Origin of the sequence: Enterococcus sp. DIV2384 (assembly GCF_050534975.1) — a bacterium.
GTDB lineage: Bacteria > Bacillota > Bacilli > Lactobacillales > Enterococcaceae > Enterococcus > Enterococcus faecalis.
This window is the reverse complement of record NZ_CP172905.1, coordinates 1,870,761-1,887,612: the sequence shown is the minus strand read 5'-3', so window position 1 is coordinate 1,887,612 and position 16,852 is coordinate 1,870,761. Positions and strand designations below refer to the sequence as shown.

The 16,852-nt window shown below is 36.9% G+C and carries 12 protein-coding genes; 11 read left to right on the top strand and 1 reads right to left on the bottom strand.

Features of this window, described 5'->3' with window-relative positions:
* The first annotated feature begins 2 nt into the window (after window positions 1-2).
* From iolB to IGK54_RS09060, 9 genes are all read left to right on the top strand, one after another.
* Window positions 3-842: a 5-deoxy-glucuronate isomerase gene (iolB, locus tag IGK54_RS09100; RefSeq protein ID WP_016617551.1), complete on the top strand. Its 840-nt coding sequence runs from the start codon at window positions 3-5 to the stop codon at window positions 840-842.
* A gap of 39 nt (window positions 843-881) precedes the next feature.
* The gene (locus IGK54_RS09095; protein WP_010825391.1) at window positions 882-2,339 is read left to right on the top strand and encodes a CoA-acylating methylmalonate-semialdehyde dehydrogenase; all 1,458 of its coding nucleotides are present in this window, start codon (window positions 882-884) and stop codon (window positions 2,337-2,339) included.
* A gap of 173 nt (window positions 2,340-2,512) precedes the next feature.
* On the top strand, window positions 2,513-3,520 hold the full coding sequence (locus IGK54_RS09090) for a Gfo/Idh/MocA family protein (RefSeq protein ID WP_142957009.1): 1,008 nt from the start codon (window positions 2,513-2,515) through the stop codon (window positions 3,518-3,520).
* 23 nt (window positions 3,521-3,543) lie between these two features.
* The gene (gene iolG / locus IGK54_RS09085; protein WP_142957008.1) at window positions 3,544-4,563 is read left to right on the top strand and encodes an inositol 2-dehydrogenase; all 1,020 of its coding nucleotides are present in this window, start codon (window positions 3,544-3,546) and stop codon (window positions 4,561-4,563) included.
* Window positions 4,564-4,584: 21 nt separating this feature from the next.
* Window positions 4,585-5,475, top strand: coding sequence for a myo-inosose-2 dehydratase (iolE, locus tag IGK54_RS09080; RefSeq protein ID WP_010777829.1), 891 nt, complete (start codon window positions 4,585-4,587; stop codon window positions 5,473-5,475).
* Between the two features lie 23 nt (window positions 5,476-5,498).
* The gene (locus IGK54_RS09075; protein ID WP_002388280.1) at window positions 5,499-7,094 is read left to right on the top strand and encodes a solute:sodium symporter family transporter; all 1,596 of its coding nucleotides are present in this window, start codon (window positions 5,499-5,501) and stop codon (window positions 7,092-7,094) included.
* A 9-nt stretch (window positions 7,095-7,103) separates the two neighbouring features.
* A complete protein-coding gene (locus tag IGK54_RS09070) occupies window positions 7,104-7,427 on the top strand; it encodes a PTS sugar transporter subunit IIB (protein WP_002356829.1) in 324 nt (107 codons plus the stop codon).
* A 467-nt stretch (window positions 7,428-7,894) separates the two neighbouring features.
* Window positions 7,895-11,977 carry a MucBP domain-containing protein gene (locus IGK54_RS09065; RefSeq protein WP_241408191.1) on the top strand — a complete coding sequence of 1,361 codons (4,083 nt, stop codon included), beginning with the start codon at window positions 7,895-7,897 and terminating at the stop codon, window positions 11,975-11,977.
* Between the two features lie 588 nt (window positions 11,978-12,565).
* A complete protein-coding gene (locus IGK54_RS09060; RefSeq protein WP_010730004.1) occupies window positions 12,566-13,399 on the top strand; it encodes a hypothetical protein in 834 nt (277 codons plus the stop codon).
* Window positions 13,400-13,439: 40 nt separating this feature from the next.
* Here the strand turns inward: IGK54_RS09060 and IGK54_RS09055 are convergent, their stop codons facing one another.
* Window positions 13,440-14,501, bottom strand: coding sequence for a LacI family DNA-binding transcriptional regulator (locus IGK54_RS09055; RefSeq protein WP_142957006.1), 1,062 nt, complete (start codon window positions 14,499-14,501; stop codon window positions 13,440-13,442).
* Between the two features lie 175 nt (window positions 14,502-14,676).
* Here IGK54_RS09055 and IGK54_RS09050 point away from each other — a divergent pair, with 175 nt between their 5' ends.
* Both IGK54_RS09050 and IGK54_RS09045 read left to right on the top strand, forming a co-directional pair.
* Complete coding sequence (locus IGK54_RS09050) at window positions 14,677-15,063, top strand: hypothetical protein (protein ID WP_002356835.1); 387 nt, start codon at window positions 14,677-14,679, stop codon at window positions 15,061-15,063.
* Window positions 15,044-16,843 carry a DUF2264 domain-containing protein gene (locus IGK54_RS09045; RefSeq protein WP_142957005.1) on the top strand — a complete coding sequence of 600 codons (1,800 nt, stop codon included), beginning with the start codon at window positions 15,044-15,046 and terminating at the stop codon, window positions 16,841-16,843. The genes IGK54_RS09050 and IGK54_RS09045 overlap by 20 nt, the downstream gene beginning before the upstream one ends.
* The last annotated feature ends 9 nt before the right edge of the window (window positions 16,844-16,852 follow it).

Here is a 16,852-nt window from a genome sequence, read left to right as displayed (position 1 = left end):
AATTGAAAAAAACATTGAAACATCAACCGTTGATAAAAGAACTAGCTCCCGGTGTTCGACAAGTTCAAAATATTCGAAAAAACAACACTGATTTACAGTATATTGAGTTTCAAGTTCTTGAATTAGATAATGGAGCAATGTATCAAGAAGCTGGTAATGAACTGGAAGTTTGTATCGTCGTATTAACTGGCAAAATCAATGTTAAGGTGGGCGATAAATGGTACGAGAATTTAGGTAAACGAACCTCTGTTTTTGAAAAAATTCCGACAGATAGTATCTATATTCCAGCAAAAACGTCGTTTGAACTAATAGCAACTTCTGATACTGTTCGTTTGGCCCTTTGTTATTCGCCAGCTAAAAAAACGTTACCAGTGCACGTGATTACCGCTGAGGAAAATACGGTTGAAAAACGAGGGATATATCAGAATAAACGACTAGTGCATAACATTTTACCAGACAATGTCGATACTGCCAGTAGTTTGTTGGTGGTTGAAGTCTACACTGAAGGTGGTAACTTTTCTAGCTATCCACCACACAAACATGACCAAGAAAATTTACCTGACGAATCTTATTTAGAAGAGACGTATTATCATGAGCTGAATCCAGAGCAAGGCTTTGTTTTCCAACGAGTATATACAGAGGATGGTTCTATAGATGAAACGATGACTGTAGAGCATCAAAATGTTGTGGAGGTACCTAAGGGATATCATCCTGTCGGCGTGCCAGATGGCTACACCTCTTATTATTTAAATGTGATGGCAGGACCTGAACGAATTTGGAAGTTTCATAACGAGAAAAAACACGAGTGGATTTTAAATCGGAACGAATTGACTAACAATTAGAAATAAAAAAATAAGTAGACTTTTTTAGGAGGAAAATAAATGACTCGATTTTTAAAGAATTATATAGGTGGCCGCTGGGTAACAAGTGCAGCCCCTGAATTTGAAGAAGTGGTCAATCCGGCAACAGAAGAAGCATTAGTAAATGTTCCATTATCTAGTGAAGCAGAAACTGCAGAAGCAATCAGAGTAGCGGATGAGGCTTTTCAAACATGGAAAAAAGTAAGTGTTCCAGTTCGTGGCCGCTATCTTTTCAAATTGCATCATTTATTGATGACGAATAAAGAAGAGCTAGCACGATTAATTACGCTTGAAAATGGAAAATCTTTGTCAGAATCATTAGGTGAGGTTCAGCGAGGGATTGAAAATGTCGAGCACGCAGCGAGCATTACGAATTTAATAATGGGTGATTCTCTATCCACAGCGGCTACAGATATTGAAATTACCAATTACCGTTATCCCATCGGTGTTGTTGGGGGAATTACTCCTTTCAATTTTCCGATGATGGTACCGTTTTGGATTTTCCCAATGGCGTTAGCAGCAGGGAATACGGTGGTGCTGAAGCCTTCCGAAAAAACGCCATTATTGATGGAAAAAATTGTTGAATTAATAGAAGAAGCAGGATTTCCAAGTGGCGTCTTTAATGTTGTCTATGGGGCACACGATGTTGTTAATACTTTATTGCGTGATCCATTAGTAAAAGGAATTAGCTTTGTGGGCTCAAAAAATGTTGGTGAATATGTCTATAAAGAAGGAACAAAAAATCTGAAACGAGTCCAGGCACTAACTGGCGCAAAAAATCATGTCATCGTTTTAAAAGATGCCAACCTTGATCGTGCAGTAAAAGACATTATCGGTGGCTCTTTTGGATCAGCCGGTGAACGCTGTATGGCCGCTTCGGTGATCGTTGTAGAAGAAACTATTGCAGATCAATTCGTTGAAAAATTTAAGGCTGCAGCACAGACGATAAAAATTGGAAATGGTCTGGAAGAAGGAGTCTTTTTAGGCCCCGTGATTCGAAAAGAGGCGCAGCAACGAACATTTGATTACATTCAAAAAGGTATTGATGAAGGAGCGGACTTATTGTTAGATGGCCGTGAAAATATTCCTGAAAAAGGCTACTTCGTGGGACCTACGATCTTTGATCGTGTCACGATGGACATGAAGATTTGGCAAGATGAAATTTTTGCACCCGTTGCCTCAATTGTTCGAGTGAAAAATCTAGAAGCAGCAGTTACACTGACCAATCAATCAGAATTTGCTAACGGTTCATGTCTCTATACGAGTAATGCTTCAGCTATCCGTTACTTTAGAGAGAATGTTGATGCAGGAATGTTAGGCATCAACTTAGGTGTACCAGCACCAATGGCTTGGTTTGCTTTTTCCGGCTGGAAACACTCTTTCTATGGTGACTTACACGCCAATGGAAAAGACAGTGTAGAATTTTATACACATCGAAAAGTTGTAACTGCTCGATACGCTCCTAGCGAAATAAACTAGTTTTACTTCGAAGCTCTGTCAAAGGAGCTTCGAGGATTCTATGATTAAAGCGGTGAAAGTATCTTTTATTAGTACAAATATAAGACATGACTTTCTGAAAATAATGATTGACTAAATAAAATTGTAAGCGTATACATAATACGCATAAAATAAAGAAATCGGAGGACAAATAATTGAAAGTAAAAGTAGGCGTAATTGGTACAGGGGCGATTGGAATCGAACATATTAACAGAATTAATCACAAGACACAAGGCGCTTTTGTAACAGCAGTATCAGATATTAATGTTGAAGCGGCAAGCAAAATTGCTGAGGAGATTGGGGCTCAATTTTTCAAAACAGGCGAAGAATTAATTGCTTCTGAAGAAGTGGAAGTTGTTGTTGTTACTTCCTGGGACCCAACACACGAAAAATATGTCTTGGAAGCAATCAAGCATGGAAAATACGTATTCTGCGAAAAACCATTAGCAATGGATGCCGCAGGATGTCGCCGAATTGTAGATGCAGAAGTCGCTTATGGTAAAAAATTGGTACAGGTGGGCTTCATGCGTCGATACGATCGTGGCTACATTGAGTTGAAAGAAGCAATTGAATCAAAACAGTATGGTGAAGCTCTGATGCTCCATTGTGCGCATAGAAATCCAAGCGCTGATGAAAATTATAAGACGCCAATGGCAATCAGTAATACTGCAATCCATGAAATTGATGTTCTTCGTTGGCTATTAGCCGAAGATTATGCCTCAGTGCAAATGATTTTACCAAAGAAAACCAGTCATACACATGCAGATTTACATGATCCTCAATTACTGATTTTCCAGACGAAATCAGGTGTAACAATTGATTTAGAAATTTTTGTTAATTGTCGTTTTGGCTACGACATTAAGTGTGACGTAGTTTTTGAAACGGCAGAAGTCGGAATGACGGATCCAGCCTATACCAAAATTAAAGCTGCGGAGAAAAATTACACACCAATTTCGCCCGACTGGCAAACGCGTTTTTTAGATGCGTATGATTACGAATTTAAGTTATGGGTTGATTCAATTAAAAACGATAAACTTGTTGGTCCAACTGCTTGGGATGGCTACGTGGCAGCAATCACAATGATGGCTTGTCATGAGTCTCGTGAGTCAGGGAAAAAAGTAATGATTGAAATAGATGAACAACCAGCGTTATATACCAAATAATTCTTAAAAAAAGGAGGGGTTTTGTGGAAAATATTAGAGTAGGAATCGTAGGACTAGGTAGATTAGGCAAGGTACACGCAAAAAATTTATCTTCTGCTGTTAGTGGCTGTGAGCTTACGGCCGCCTGTAGTTTAGTTGAATCAGAATTAGTATTTGCACAGAAGGAGTTAGGTGTTAAGTATACGTTTTCTAGTTATGAAGAAATGGTTCAAAGCGCTGTAATTGATGCCGTTTTTATTGTTTCACCTTCAGGATTCCACTGTGAACAAGTCCGTTTAGCTATGGAAAATGGGAAACACGTATTTACTGAAAAACCATTGGGAATTGAAATTGAGGACATAAAAAAAACACAAGAGGTTATTGAAAAATATCCCGAGCAAGTATTTATGTTAGGTTTCATGCGCCGTTACGATGAATCTTATCAGTATGCGAAAAAAATGGTAGAAGATGGGGAAATTGGGGAAGTCACGTTAATCCGTTGTTATGGAATTGATCCGAGTGATGGACTGGAAAGCTTCGTTAAGTTTGCAATGAACAATGATAGTGGCGGTTTATTTCTAGATATGGCGATTCACGATATTGATTTGGTTCGTTGGTTTACTGGTCAAGAGGTAGAACAAGTTTGGGCAATTGGTAAAAATGCTGCATATCCAGAATTAGATCAAGTCGGTGAATTGGAAACCGGAGCAGCTATGATGAGTCTTAAAGATAAAACAATGGCTTTACTAGTTGCTGGAAGAAATGCTACACATGGTTACCATGTCGAAACAGAAATCATGGGCACCAAAGGGATGTTACGAGTAGCGCAAGTACCTGAAAAAAATTTAGTGACTGTTATGAATAATCAAGGGGTTGTGCGACCTTGCTCTCAAAACTTTCCAGAAAGATTTAGAGAAGCATTCATTCGAGAAGCACAAGAATTTATTTCCTGTATTCAAGAAAAACGTCAACCGGCAGTTAATGCAGAAGATGGTCTACAATCAACAAAAATTGCATTAGCTTGTCAAGAATCATTTGATACGAATCGTTTGGTACAACTATAAATGAAGTAGGAGAGTGACATAATGGCGAAACAAATTCAACTAGCTATTGCGCCGATTGCATGGACAAATGATGATATGCCAGAGCTAGGAAGCGAAAATACGTTTGAACAATGCGTTAGTGAGATGGCGCTAGCTGGATTCAAAGGTACGGAGATTGGCAACAAGTATCCAAAAGATCCACAGGTTTTAAAACAATATTTAGATATTCGTGGACTAAAAGTAGCGAGTGCCTGGTTTAGTACATTTTTAACAACAAAACCTTTCGAAGAAACCGCGGAAGACTTCAAAAAACATCGAGATTTCTTACATGCAATGGATGCTAAGGTTATTGTTGTGGCTGAACAAGGACACAGCATACAAGGAATTATGACGGCTCCTGTTTTTAATGAAAAACCAATTTTTTCTGATGAAGAGTGGCAAAAACTAGCTGAAGGATTAGAAAAACTAGGAGACTTGGCACATGAAAAAGGTATGGAGATTGTTTACCATCACCATATGGGGACAGGAGTCCAAACGACTGAAGAAATCGATCGATTAATGAAAATGACGGATCCGACAAAAGTTAAATTATTGTTTGACACTGGCCATCTTGTCTTCTCAGGAGAAGATCCAATCGCAATCTATCAGCGCTATCAAGACAGGATTAAACACATTCACTTCAAAGATATTCGCAAACAAATGGCAGAGGAAGTCAGAACAGAAGAAGATAGCTTCTTAAAGGCCGTGAAAAAAGGCGTCTTTACAGTCCCTGGGGATGGTATGATTGATTTTAAACCAATTTGGTCAGCAATCGAAGAGAGTGGCTATGAAGGTTGGATTGTGGTTGAAGCGGAACAAGATCCTGCCAAAGCCAATCCGTTTGAATATGCCGTCAAAGCACGAAACTATATCCGAAAGGTCACCGATCTTTAATTTAATCGAGAAGGAGCTAGACAATGAATCTATTTTCAATAATCAGTTTCCTAGTAATTGTCATCTGCGTATGGATTTTTGCCTATTCTCGATCCAGAAGTGTAGATACTTCTGGATCGGAAGGTTTCTTCATGGGTGGCCGAAGCTTAACAGCCTTACCGATTGCTGGGACAATTATTATGACCAACCTATCCACAGAGCAAATTGTTGGACAAAACGGTCAAAGCTATCATGCAGGAATGGAAGTAATGGCTTGGGAAGTAACTGCTGCAATTGCAATTGTCGCATTGGCAGTCATTTTTTTACCAAAATATTTTAAATACGGTATTAATACGGTTTCAGATTTCATTGAAATTCGTTATGATACAGTTACAAAACGAATTATTTCAATCTTGTTTATTGTTACCTATATGATTTCTTTTTTACCAGTAGTTCTTTATTCTGGGTCACTAGTATTCAATAAGATTTTTCATATTGATGAGCTGTTGGGTGTCGAACCTATTGTCGCAATCATTCTTGTGGCGATGGTGATTGGTATTGTTGGGATTCTTTATCTGCTGATTGGCGGCCTATCTTTAAGTGCCAATAGCGATTCGATTTATGGCGTTGGTTTATTGGTTTGTGGTTTGTTGGTTCCAATACTAGGTTTAATGAAACTAGGTGATGGCAGTTTTATTGGTGGGATTGAACAGGTTGTTGAAAACACACCATGGTTACTGAACTCTGTAGGTGCAATTGATTCTGCTGTTGTACCATGGCCAACATTATTTACAGGGATGTTGTTTAATAATTTGTATTTCTGGTGTACCAATCAGATGATTGTTCAAAAAGCACTTTCAGGAAAAAATTTAGCAGAAGCACAAAAAGGGGCTTTTTTAGTGGGGATTTTCAAAGTGTTTGGCGCATTATTCTTAGTATTTCCAGGAATTGTTGCAAGAAATCTTTTTGGGGATGCGTTGATGTCCAATCCTGATAACGCATATCCATATTTAGTAACTGAAGTTTTACCAAAAATGCTTTTCGGCATTTTTGCTGCAGTTATTTTTGGGGCAATTTTATCTTCCTTTGCGGGGGCTTTAAATGCAACCTCCACTCTGTTTTCACTAGATTTTTACAAACCAATTATCAATAAGAAAGCAGATGACAAACAAATTGCTCGTGCGGGAAAAACAGTTACAGTTATTGTAGGGATTATTTCAATTATCGTTGCACCGTTTATTTCTTTTGCACCAGCTGGATTGTACCAATTTGTTCAAGAGTTTAATGGATTATACAATATGCCATTGTTAGTGATTATACTTTTTGCGTTTTATTCCAAAAAAGCAACTGCTTTTGGAGCAAAAATGACAATTGCTATCCACATTGTTTTGTATGCGCTGTCAAAAGTGTTTTTGAAAGATATCCATTTTTTATATGTCTTAAGCCTGCTCTTCTTCTTAGATATTCTTATTTTAATAGTAGTTTCTAAAATAAAACCAGATGGCGAATTTGTTTTAAATTCTTTTGATACGAAAGTAAATATTGAACCTTGGAAACATACAAAACTTGTCGCAAGTATATTAGTTGTCGTGGTTATCCTAACCTATGTAGCATTTTCACCAATCGGATTTGCTAGATAAAAATATTTCATGAATGAGGAGAAGTTTATGAGCAAAAACATATTGATTATTTGTGAGACGGGAATTAGTGCATCGCTGTTAGTTTCAAAATTACTTGAAGCAATTAGGGAAAAAGAGTTATCTTATGATTTAGATTATGCGCCTGTTTGTCGGATTGAGGAAAAACTTGGTTATAAAGAGTATGATGTGTTAATGTTGACCCCACAAGTCGCTCGTGTCAAAGAAAAAGTGGAAAAATATTTAGAAGGCTGTCAGGGGCAGGTTGTTTTTATCGATCAAGAAGATTTTCGTTATATGAACACAGAGAAGATACTCGCAAGTATCGAAAAGTAAGATTTAGAGAGTGGGGCATCAGTTGAAGTGAACGCTGGTGATTATTGACTTTAGTTAGTTGGAATCTAAAAAAAGATTTTGACAAAAGAATGTGTACTACGTATGGGAGAGATAGCTTTAACGGTAAAAAATCCTTTCGATATAATGGATTAAAGCAACTCTATATTGTCTGATGTTGGTATTTTTACCAACATCTTTTTTCGTTTATAAAAAGACACCTCCCCCTTACATAAGACAATTTAATTTGAACATAAAACGAGAATATTTTGACATGAAAATAATTTTCTCGAGAGTTTTAATGATATAGACTAGTTAATTAGAACGGTTATTATTCTCTAAGAGAGAGATTCTTTATTAGAGTATAACAAAGAAAAAATAAATGAAATAAAAAGAGAGGAATAAATATGAAAAATAATATCAGGTTTAGATTGTATAAGACGAGTAAAAAATGTTTTGTATCGAGCATAGTGACAATTACGGTACTCTTTGGTTCACCTAATTTAGTTGTAACTGCAGATGCGATTGCTAACTCGCCAGCAGATAGAACAGAAAATTCAACAACTAGTGGAACTCAACATATAACAGACCAGTATACCACTCAAGCAAATTCTAAAGAAGATATAGCACAGGACCAAGGTTTGACGTCAACAAAACAAACTTCTGAAAGTATCAACAGTATGAAGGATATTCAACCAGTAAAAATGTCTGGGCTAACTTTAGATATGGATACGAGTACTCAAAGTGTAGAGAATACGATTGCTTACACATTGACCTCTGATGGTGTAGGGTGGCCAAATAATGCTTCAAGTACGAGGCAATTTTCAGTTTCAGCTTCAGTTATTACTGGGGATGAAATTAAAATTACTGTCCCTAGTGGTTTAACTATAGAAACTTACGATATACCTAGTGGAGCTACAGTAACCAAAACTTCGGTTAATGGAGGGACGAACCTCACCTATACTTTTTCAACGCCAGGTGTACAATCTTTCAATATTTCATATTATATGTCAGATCAGGGAGACAATCATCAATTTTCTCCTGGCAGTACAACATTACCTATTACAGTAGAAGGTGGTGGACAGACTTTAAATAGTTCTATAGTAGTTACTAATCCTATAACGTCTATTGCTACTGCAAGGACTCATAATACCGCGGTCGCAAATAATGTCTATACGGCAGATGGAAACTCTATTTATAATTTTGTTTTGGGGGTAAAAACTGATCCAGATTTTACAGCTTCGAGTGCGGGAATTACTCAAGCCCAACATGCCAAAGTAAAGGGTATCATTCACGTGCCTTCTGGCTTCGTATTGGTGGGAGGACATTTAGCGGATTATCGAGATACAAATGAAAATGTCCCAGACGACGGTAGTGCAATTCCCAATATTCCTGATGGACTTTCTCAGCCTAATGGTGCAGGAGGGGATATTATTGTATCTAATGTTACAGGGGGAGGGTATTTTTCATATAATGAAGCATTTATGTACCTTTATGGTTACTTTAAGACAGGAACAGCTTCAGGAACTTATCATTTTACTCCAGACTTGACCTTGATACCTCAATATTATGACGGCTCAGTTGGTAATGAACCAATACTACTAGGTAATTTGGATGATGTTGTTATTGGTGCAGCTAACCCTGGAACGATGACTCCAATGTTTGGGGGTGTCTTAGAAGGATATGACAAATCTACAATTGATCCAGAGCATGAAGGTTTCTATTCTAAAACAATCAGTAATAGTACTGGGGTAACAGGATTTGTTACAGGAAAAGAATCGGATACGACGATCAATAAAAATTTAGCTACCCCAAATCTATCCGTAAATTTTCTAGATGATACAGTAAACCAAACGAACAGGTTAAAAGATTACAAATTCACTCTTCCTACTAAATGGTGTGGTAATTTGACAGATATTTCTTTTGCAACCGGTCCTAACGGTTCTGTGACAACTTCTGGAAATCTTAATGCTATCGGTCCATTTACAGTCGTCTTAGATAATGGGTCCACTTATACTGTTTCTACATTAGCATCTAATGATGCAAAAGTAACTGCAGCATTAGATGCTGGTGCACACATTGTAAGTGTTGCAGGACAAGCTAATATTTTGGCAGGGAATAATGTTGAAGTAAGACTACTTAATGCCGTGATTGAGGACAAAACTTATAATAATGGAGAAAGTGTACCTATTATTTTAGATGTGCACAGTGTAACCACAGATAAAGATATGTCAGTTACGGGGCACCTCAAATACTTTGATGATAGTGTAAGTTCGACCTCCCAATTTAGTTTAAAAGGGACTGTGAATTATGATATTTCCGGAACCTATATACAAGGGCAAACCTTTACGACAGGTGCTAAGTGGGCGGAACTCAATAAAGAAACTACAATGGATGGCGGTGTAGATGGGAAAATAATCATTCCTGGAAGCGCAACGACTGGAGTTACCGCAAAAGTAAAATTGCCAACCTTAGTGATCAGTAGCATTGATAAGGGAATGATTGATATAGATCAAAGTAAAATTACGGAATGGGGCTGGACGTACAAGGAGCATAAATATTATCCTGTTATTACAGATTTAGGGATTGATCCGACGACTGGAGAGCACCTTACACAATTAGATTTTTCTAAGGATAGTGTAATAATCCCTGCGGATATGGGTACGTCATCTGCATTCTTTTATCCAGATGCTCTCCCATGGAAAGTAAGTGATGTTGCAGCACCAATGTCAGGAACGACAGTACACTGGGTAACTCAATTAACGGATAACAACAAGGATGAACTACACCCGATTTATGGTGGGAAAGTTTATGATGGCTCTACTGGTATGAAATGGACAATTACGGCTCCATCATCAATTATATCTACCGTAGGATTATCAGGAAATAGAACAGGTGATTCTAACTATTATAAAGAATCAACAGGGAAAGCAGGATTTGATAGAGGTCTGAGAGTCGATAAAAATGATGATGATAACTCGGGTAAAATAATGCTCTCTATTACTAACGGTTCTAATAAAGAGTATACTAATGCGCAGACTCTTGCTGTTCTCCCTCAAAAAACGAATGGTGATACATTTGATATGGTATTAACAGGTCCTGTTTTAAATCTTTTAGGAGCTGGTGCACACGTTGTTTATTCAACAAAAATATACTCTCTCCCTAAGAATGAATCTAATACTTCGGTTGATTTAACGACAAGTGACTGGGTAGACGAAAAGCAAGTCAGCGATTGGTCAGGTATTCGAACAGTTGCAATTAAGGCAGATAAGCTTAAAACACAAACAACAATTTCAGGTTTTATACCCGTTCAGGTAGCGAAAATTGGAAAAGCAAAAATAGGTGAAACAGCTAAACTACACAGCTATTCTTATGCAAAAGGAACGGTTTCAGGGGCGAATCTGAGTAATAATGTTGAAATGACTGCCCAAATCTATGGTATACCACAAATAACAGTTCACTATGAAGAAACTATTAATGATTCCACATCTAATGGAAATATACTTGCCTCTGAAGAAAAAAATAAAGGTAAAGATACAAATGGTGAAGATTCTGTAGACGAGAGCTATACATCTAAGAAAAAAGATATCAAGGGTTACACCTTTTCAGGATTATCTAAAGATTCTGCGCCAAGTTCTGGAACTTTAACGGATAATACCTCTGATATTACGTATCTTTATAAAAAAATTCCAGTTCCTGGAGGGAACATTACTGTCAAGTATGTGGACACAGAGGGCAAACAAATCTCTTATGATGTAGTAAAAAAGGGGAATGTTGGAGAATCTTACTCAACAGAAAAGAAAATCATTTCAGGTTATACGTTTAAAGAAGTTCAAGGCGATGCATCCGGTCATTTTACAGAAAAAATGCAAACCGTGACTTACGTATATACGCACAATTCAATTCCTGGTGGCAATGTCACAGCGAAGTACGTGGATACAAAGGGAAAAACAATAGCGCATGATGTAGTGAAAACAGGAAATATTGGAAATCCCTACTCAACAGAGAAGAAAACAATCTCGGACTATACCTTTAAAGAGGTACAAGGTAATGTATCCGGTCACTTCTCAGGTCAACCTCAAACCGTAACTTACGTATATACGCATGACCCCATTCCCAGCGGCAATATCACAGTAAAGTACGTGGATACAAGGGGACAAGCAATAGCGCATGATGTAGTGAAAATAGGGAAAATTGGAGGTTCCTATTTAACAGAGAAAAAAGAAATCTCTGGTTATAAATTTAAAGAAGTTCAAGGTAATCCTATTGGTCAATTTACGGTTAAAACTCAAGTAGTCACATATGTGTATACGAAAGACAAAATTAATCCCAAAATAAAACCAGATAATAAAGATAAAACTAGAGATAAAGAAACAACTTCAACGGCAAAACATAATTTACCTGAAACTGGTGAAAACGATAAATCTGTATTGGTAAGTATTTGGATAGGTATAGTATTTTTAGGAGTTGCTCTTATCACTTCTGTTTTACGTTTTCGAAAATTAAAAAAAATTATCATAAATAGTTGTAGAAAAGTACAATTACAAAAATAAATCTTAATTAATTTGTTCTTTTTATCAGATACTATTAGTAAAAAATATAGAATAACATTGAATCCAGAGGAAAAGATCCTCTGGATTCTTTTATGACTTTGGTCAGTTGAAGTAAGATATTAAAAAATATGTGAGATAAAATAAGTCACCATCGTTTAAGCCCGTGCAATGACAATAATCATTCATAAATATCATGCGAATTAAAATAGGATCATGTTAATCGATCATTTTGGATAAAAGAGGTTATTATGTGAGTCTTGTAGGGCTAAGAGAAAGTAGCTAAGTATATACGAAAGCAAGGAGCAGAAAATCGAGTAAGGATAGCAAAAAAAGAATGTAAGATAGTCTGCATTTTAAAAGTTCTCGTTAAGGGAGGTGCAAGTAATGAGTCTTTCTGAGGTTACTGAAAATCTGCCAGGTTTACAGGTGAATATTTATTGTGTTCAAAAAGAGCAGAATCAAAATCTTACGTTTTATAGTGAGTACCAAATACTTTTATAGAAATAAAGCTAAAGTCATTATTTTAGTAAAAAATAGATTAATTTACTAAAATAATATATAATAAAGGTAAAACTAGGAGGGAAGCATATGACGTGTATTTCATTATCGATTTTAAATCAAGAACAAGAAGTTAGAAAAGCTAAGATAGATGATTCAGATTCTTTGAAAGAGTTAACTATTACAGGAAAAGATTTTGTTTGTTTGGCTGCTCGGGATTGTCAATTACAAGACGGCGATGTGATTCAAGTTTGTTTAGATACGCCCAATACTTATTTAATGGTGAAGTTAGATGCTACGCTTGATAGCAGTTTAATTTATGTTCCAGAACAAAAATGGACGTTTCCAATCATAAAAAATGAAAACGTTATCGAAGCGCGAGCAGCGTATCGTTTTGAAACCAAGAAACCTTATATAAGTGTGCGTATTGCCACTAAAGAAGAAATTAAGAGTTATCGTAATTGGGCGTTAAATCCACATGATTTACAACATTTTACTGGTGCGTATCCTCATGCATCTGCCAACGTGGAAACGCGAAATGATGCCACTTTTTTTGCTTGCAATGCGATTGACGGTACCTTTGCTAATCTTTATCATGGGCCGTATCCTTATCAATCATGGGGGATTAATCAGCAATTAGATGCCGCATTAAAAATTGAATTTGGGCGTGAAGTCTTGTTGGATAAAGTGATCTTAACATTACGAGCGGACTTTCCTCATGATAATTATTGGCAACAAGTGACTTTAAAATTTTCCGACGGTACACATGAAGTTTTTAAAACTGTTAAGACTGAGCAACGCCAGAGCTTTACCTTTGCGAAACGGGCAGCGGAGTGGGTGATACTAACAGAGTTAATTCAAGCAGATGAACCATCACCATTTCCAGCATTAACACAAATTGAATTATTTGGTCAAAACAAATAAAAAATAAGGACGGTTCCTTTATAGGAGCGGTCCTTATTTTTTATTTCTGGCGTGGGCTAGTTGTCGATTGGCGGACAACCAATTCTGTGTTTAACAGGACTCTACGAGGAATGCTAGGCATTTGAATTCGTTTGTGCAATAAATTAATGCCTGTCTCGCCCATTTCTTCAGTAAAGGCATGGACAGTGGATAGCGGCGGTGAGACATATTGAGAAATAGAGATATCATTGATCCCCATGACACTAATTTCTTCAGGAACCTTTATACCGTGTGCGGCTAACGTATGTATCACACCGATTGCAAAGGCGTCATTATAAGCAAGAATCGCAGTAGGTAAATCATTTCCCCATTTTTCTAACGCTTCTTCTGTCAATTGTTCCCCCGTTTTGACATCCAACATGCCATTTTCTTTTAAGATAAAATAATCTTCGTTAAACAAGTGATAATGCTGCATAATGTCAAGATAAGCGTTGGTTGTCGGTGTTTTATAGCGACGGAAACCATACATATTTTCGCTTTCTTCGGCACCAATAAAGGCAATTTTTTCGTGGCCCAATTCCAAAAGATGGGTTAAGGCAATCTCGGTTGCTTGATAAAAATCAGTATTTACAGAATCAAATTCTTCCAATGGGAAATTACTGCCAATTACACAAAGATTGGGATGCAGTTGCTGCAACTCTTGTAACGTCTTTTGAGTGAATTTACCAATTGCCAAAATGCCATCAATCCCTTGAAGGTTATGTTGTTCCAATTGAGAAACTTTTAGAATATTGTAACCTAACTCTTCGGCCCGTTTTTCAGCGCCTAAACGAATCGACATATAGTAAATATCCGTTAGTTCTTCGTCATCTGAACGCCACTGAACGACGGCAATCGAAGGCTCTTGCGGAGCTGTTTGTACGGAAAGGTTAGGTGTCAGTTGCTCCTGCTGTTTGTTTTTATTTTTAGTTTTATATTTCGTATAATTCAGGGTTTCTGCTGCTTCAAAAATTTTTCGCTTGGTTTCCTCTGTAACGGATAAGTTTGGATCATAGTTCAGAACTCGCGATACAGTTGAAATTGAAACATTCGCGACTTTTGCGATATCTGTGATAGTTGCCATTCTAAATGCCTCCTTCTCAAGTACTATTATAGCATATAGTATATTTCTTTTTAGTAAAAAAAAGCAAGAAAAAGCTTTTTTTACTTTTTTTTAGCAAAAACTATTGATTTTTTGACTAAAAAAATATACTATAAAGTCAAAGAAAGCGCTTTAATTCGATGGAGAAGGTGGTTTAGTGAAAAGATTTTCACTTTTTTTACTAATTTTACTTGCTTTAACAGGTTGTAAATCCGGTGAAAAAGAATTTGATGAAGAATCTCTTCAAAATCTAAAGGAGACGGCACAGTCTTATTCAGAAACAGAATTACAAAATGGTGACGTTCGTTTAAATGAATATATTTCTTTGAAAGGGGAGATTGTTGAGAGCGACAGTCGTTCCAGTTTAATAAAAAAAGGTGATCGTTTTATTTTGAAAAGTGGTTCTAGTAAATATCAAGTTTTTAATGAGCAAAAGAAAAAATTGAAAATTGGTGACGAAGTGACAGTTTACGGAGAATATTACGGCTTTTTGAAAGGGACATTAATTGAAAGTGAGGAGAATCATGATTCAGCCACGAATTAGACAGAATCCTTTTGAAACATACGAAGAGGTTGCAGAAGGATTTGAAGATTTATTAGCGCCACTGGAATTGTTTTTTGATCGAGAGTATCAAGGTCATCTGGATTTAGGGACACACGGGACAGTTTATTCTAAAGGGACACGTGATGCGGAGGCATTTTTACGACCGTTATGGGGACTAGGTCCTTATGTAACGCAAAATGAAAGTGAGTATTTGAATGACTTTCTAACTGGAATTATCGAAGGAACCGATCCTGAGAGTTCATCTTATTGGGGAAAAACAAAAGATTATGATCAATTGATTGTTGAGATGGCAGCATTAAGTACATTTCTTTTGTTAAACAAAGAAAAAACGTGGGACCAATTAACAAAAGAACAGCAAAACAATTTACACAGTTGGCTGATACAAGCCAATGAAAACATTATTCCGCCAAATAATTGGCATTTCTTTAGAGTGTTGCTGAATTTAGCGATGAAACATTGTGAAATGCCGTATTCAAAAGAACAGATCGCTGTTGATTTGGCTGTTATTGATCGTTTTTATGTCGGTAATGGTTGGTATTATGACGGAGTCGAGACACAAGTTGATTATTATGTTTCTTTCGCTATTCATTATTATAGTTTATTGTATTGTCGTTTTGCCCCGGAAGATACCGCAAGAGTGGCTATTATGAAGGAACGAGCAACTTTGTTCGCGCAAGAGTTTAAATATTGGTTTACTCAGCCAGGAGAAGCGATTCCCTTCGGACGTAGCTTAACGTATCGTTTTGCTCAAGTGTCATTTTTTAGTGCCTTAGTTTTTGCAGATGTTGAAGCATTGCCGTGGGGTGAGATTAAAGGTCTAATCAGCCGACATCTTCATCAATGGATGAACAAAGATATTTTTACAACAGATGGATTATTGTCGGTAGGTTATGATTATCAAAATATGGTCTTTGCCGAAGGCTATAATGGTCCTGGTTCACCTTATTGGGCCTTTAAAACATTCATTTTGTTAGCGGTTCCAAAAGATCATCCTTATTGGCAAGCAGAAACACAGCCTATTAGCTTTCCAGAAAAACACTTACCTTCACCAGAAAGTCGGAACTACTATCAAGTAAATAATGCAGGGACACATGGTTTAATGTTTCCAGCGGGACAATTTATTAATTATCAAGCTCATGCGCATGATAAATATAGTAAATTTGTTTATTCTTCCCATTTTGGTTTCAGTACTATAAAGAGTGATTATTGGTATTACGAAGGTGCTTATGATAATTGCTTGGCTTTAGCTGAAGACGACCACTATTTCCGCACGAAAGGATTAGATGATCAGTACGAAATTCTTGATGATCGTATCATTCATCAATGGCATCCTTGGTCCGATGTAGCAATTAAAACGACAATTGTACCATTAGAAGGCCAGCATTTACGGATCCACGAAATTGAGACACAACGTGCATTAGTGGCTTATGAAGGTGGCTTCTCAATCCCGCTCTTCGATGAAAAGGTCACTTGTGTTTCTGATCAAATGGCTGAGGTAAAAAATGCAAAAGGTGTGTCAAAAGTAGAAAATATCAACGGCTTTTCTGAAGCTGCGATTATTCGAACAGAACCGAATACAAATTTACTTTATCCGTTAACGGAGTTGCCATATTTGAAAGCAAACTTGTCGAAAGGGAAACATCTTTTAATTTCATTGGTGACAGGCGTACTGCCGAATGAACAAATTGAGCCAGTTAAAGTTAGGTTAAAAGAAAATCAGCTTTTAGTTGAAGAAAAAGTTGTAATTTTGGGGAATTAGGGGGAGAAA

Bases quoted from the DNA above. Each gene is read 5' to 3' on its own strand.
- IGK54_RS09095 (WP_010825391.1), top strand. From the start codon at position 882: ATGACTCGATTTTTAAAGAATTATATAGGTGGCCGCTGGGTAACAAGT.
- iolE (WP_010777829.1), top strand. From the start codon at position 4,585: ATGGCGAAACAAATTCAACTAGCTATTGCGCCGATTGCATGGACAAAT.
- IGK54_RS09075 (WP_002388280.1), top strand. From the start codon at position 5,499: ATGAATCTATTTTCAATAATCAGTTTCCTAGTAATTGTCATCTGCGTA.
- IGK54_RS09070 (WP_002356829.1), top strand. From the start codon at position 7,104: ATGAATGAGGAGAAGTTTATGAGCAAAAACATATTGATTATTTGTGAG.
- IGK54_RS09060 (WP_010730004.1), top strand. From the start codon at position 12,566: ATGACGTGTATTTCATTATCGATTTTAAATCAAGAACAAGAAGTTAGA.
- IGK54_RS09055 (WP_142957006.1), bottom strand. From the start codon at position 14,501: ATGGCAACTATCACAGATATCGCAAAAGTCGCGAATGTTTCAATTTCA.
- IGK54_RS09045 (WP_142957005.1), top strand. From the start codon at position 15,044: ATGATTCAGCCACGAATTAGACAGAATCCTTTTGAAACATACGAAGAG.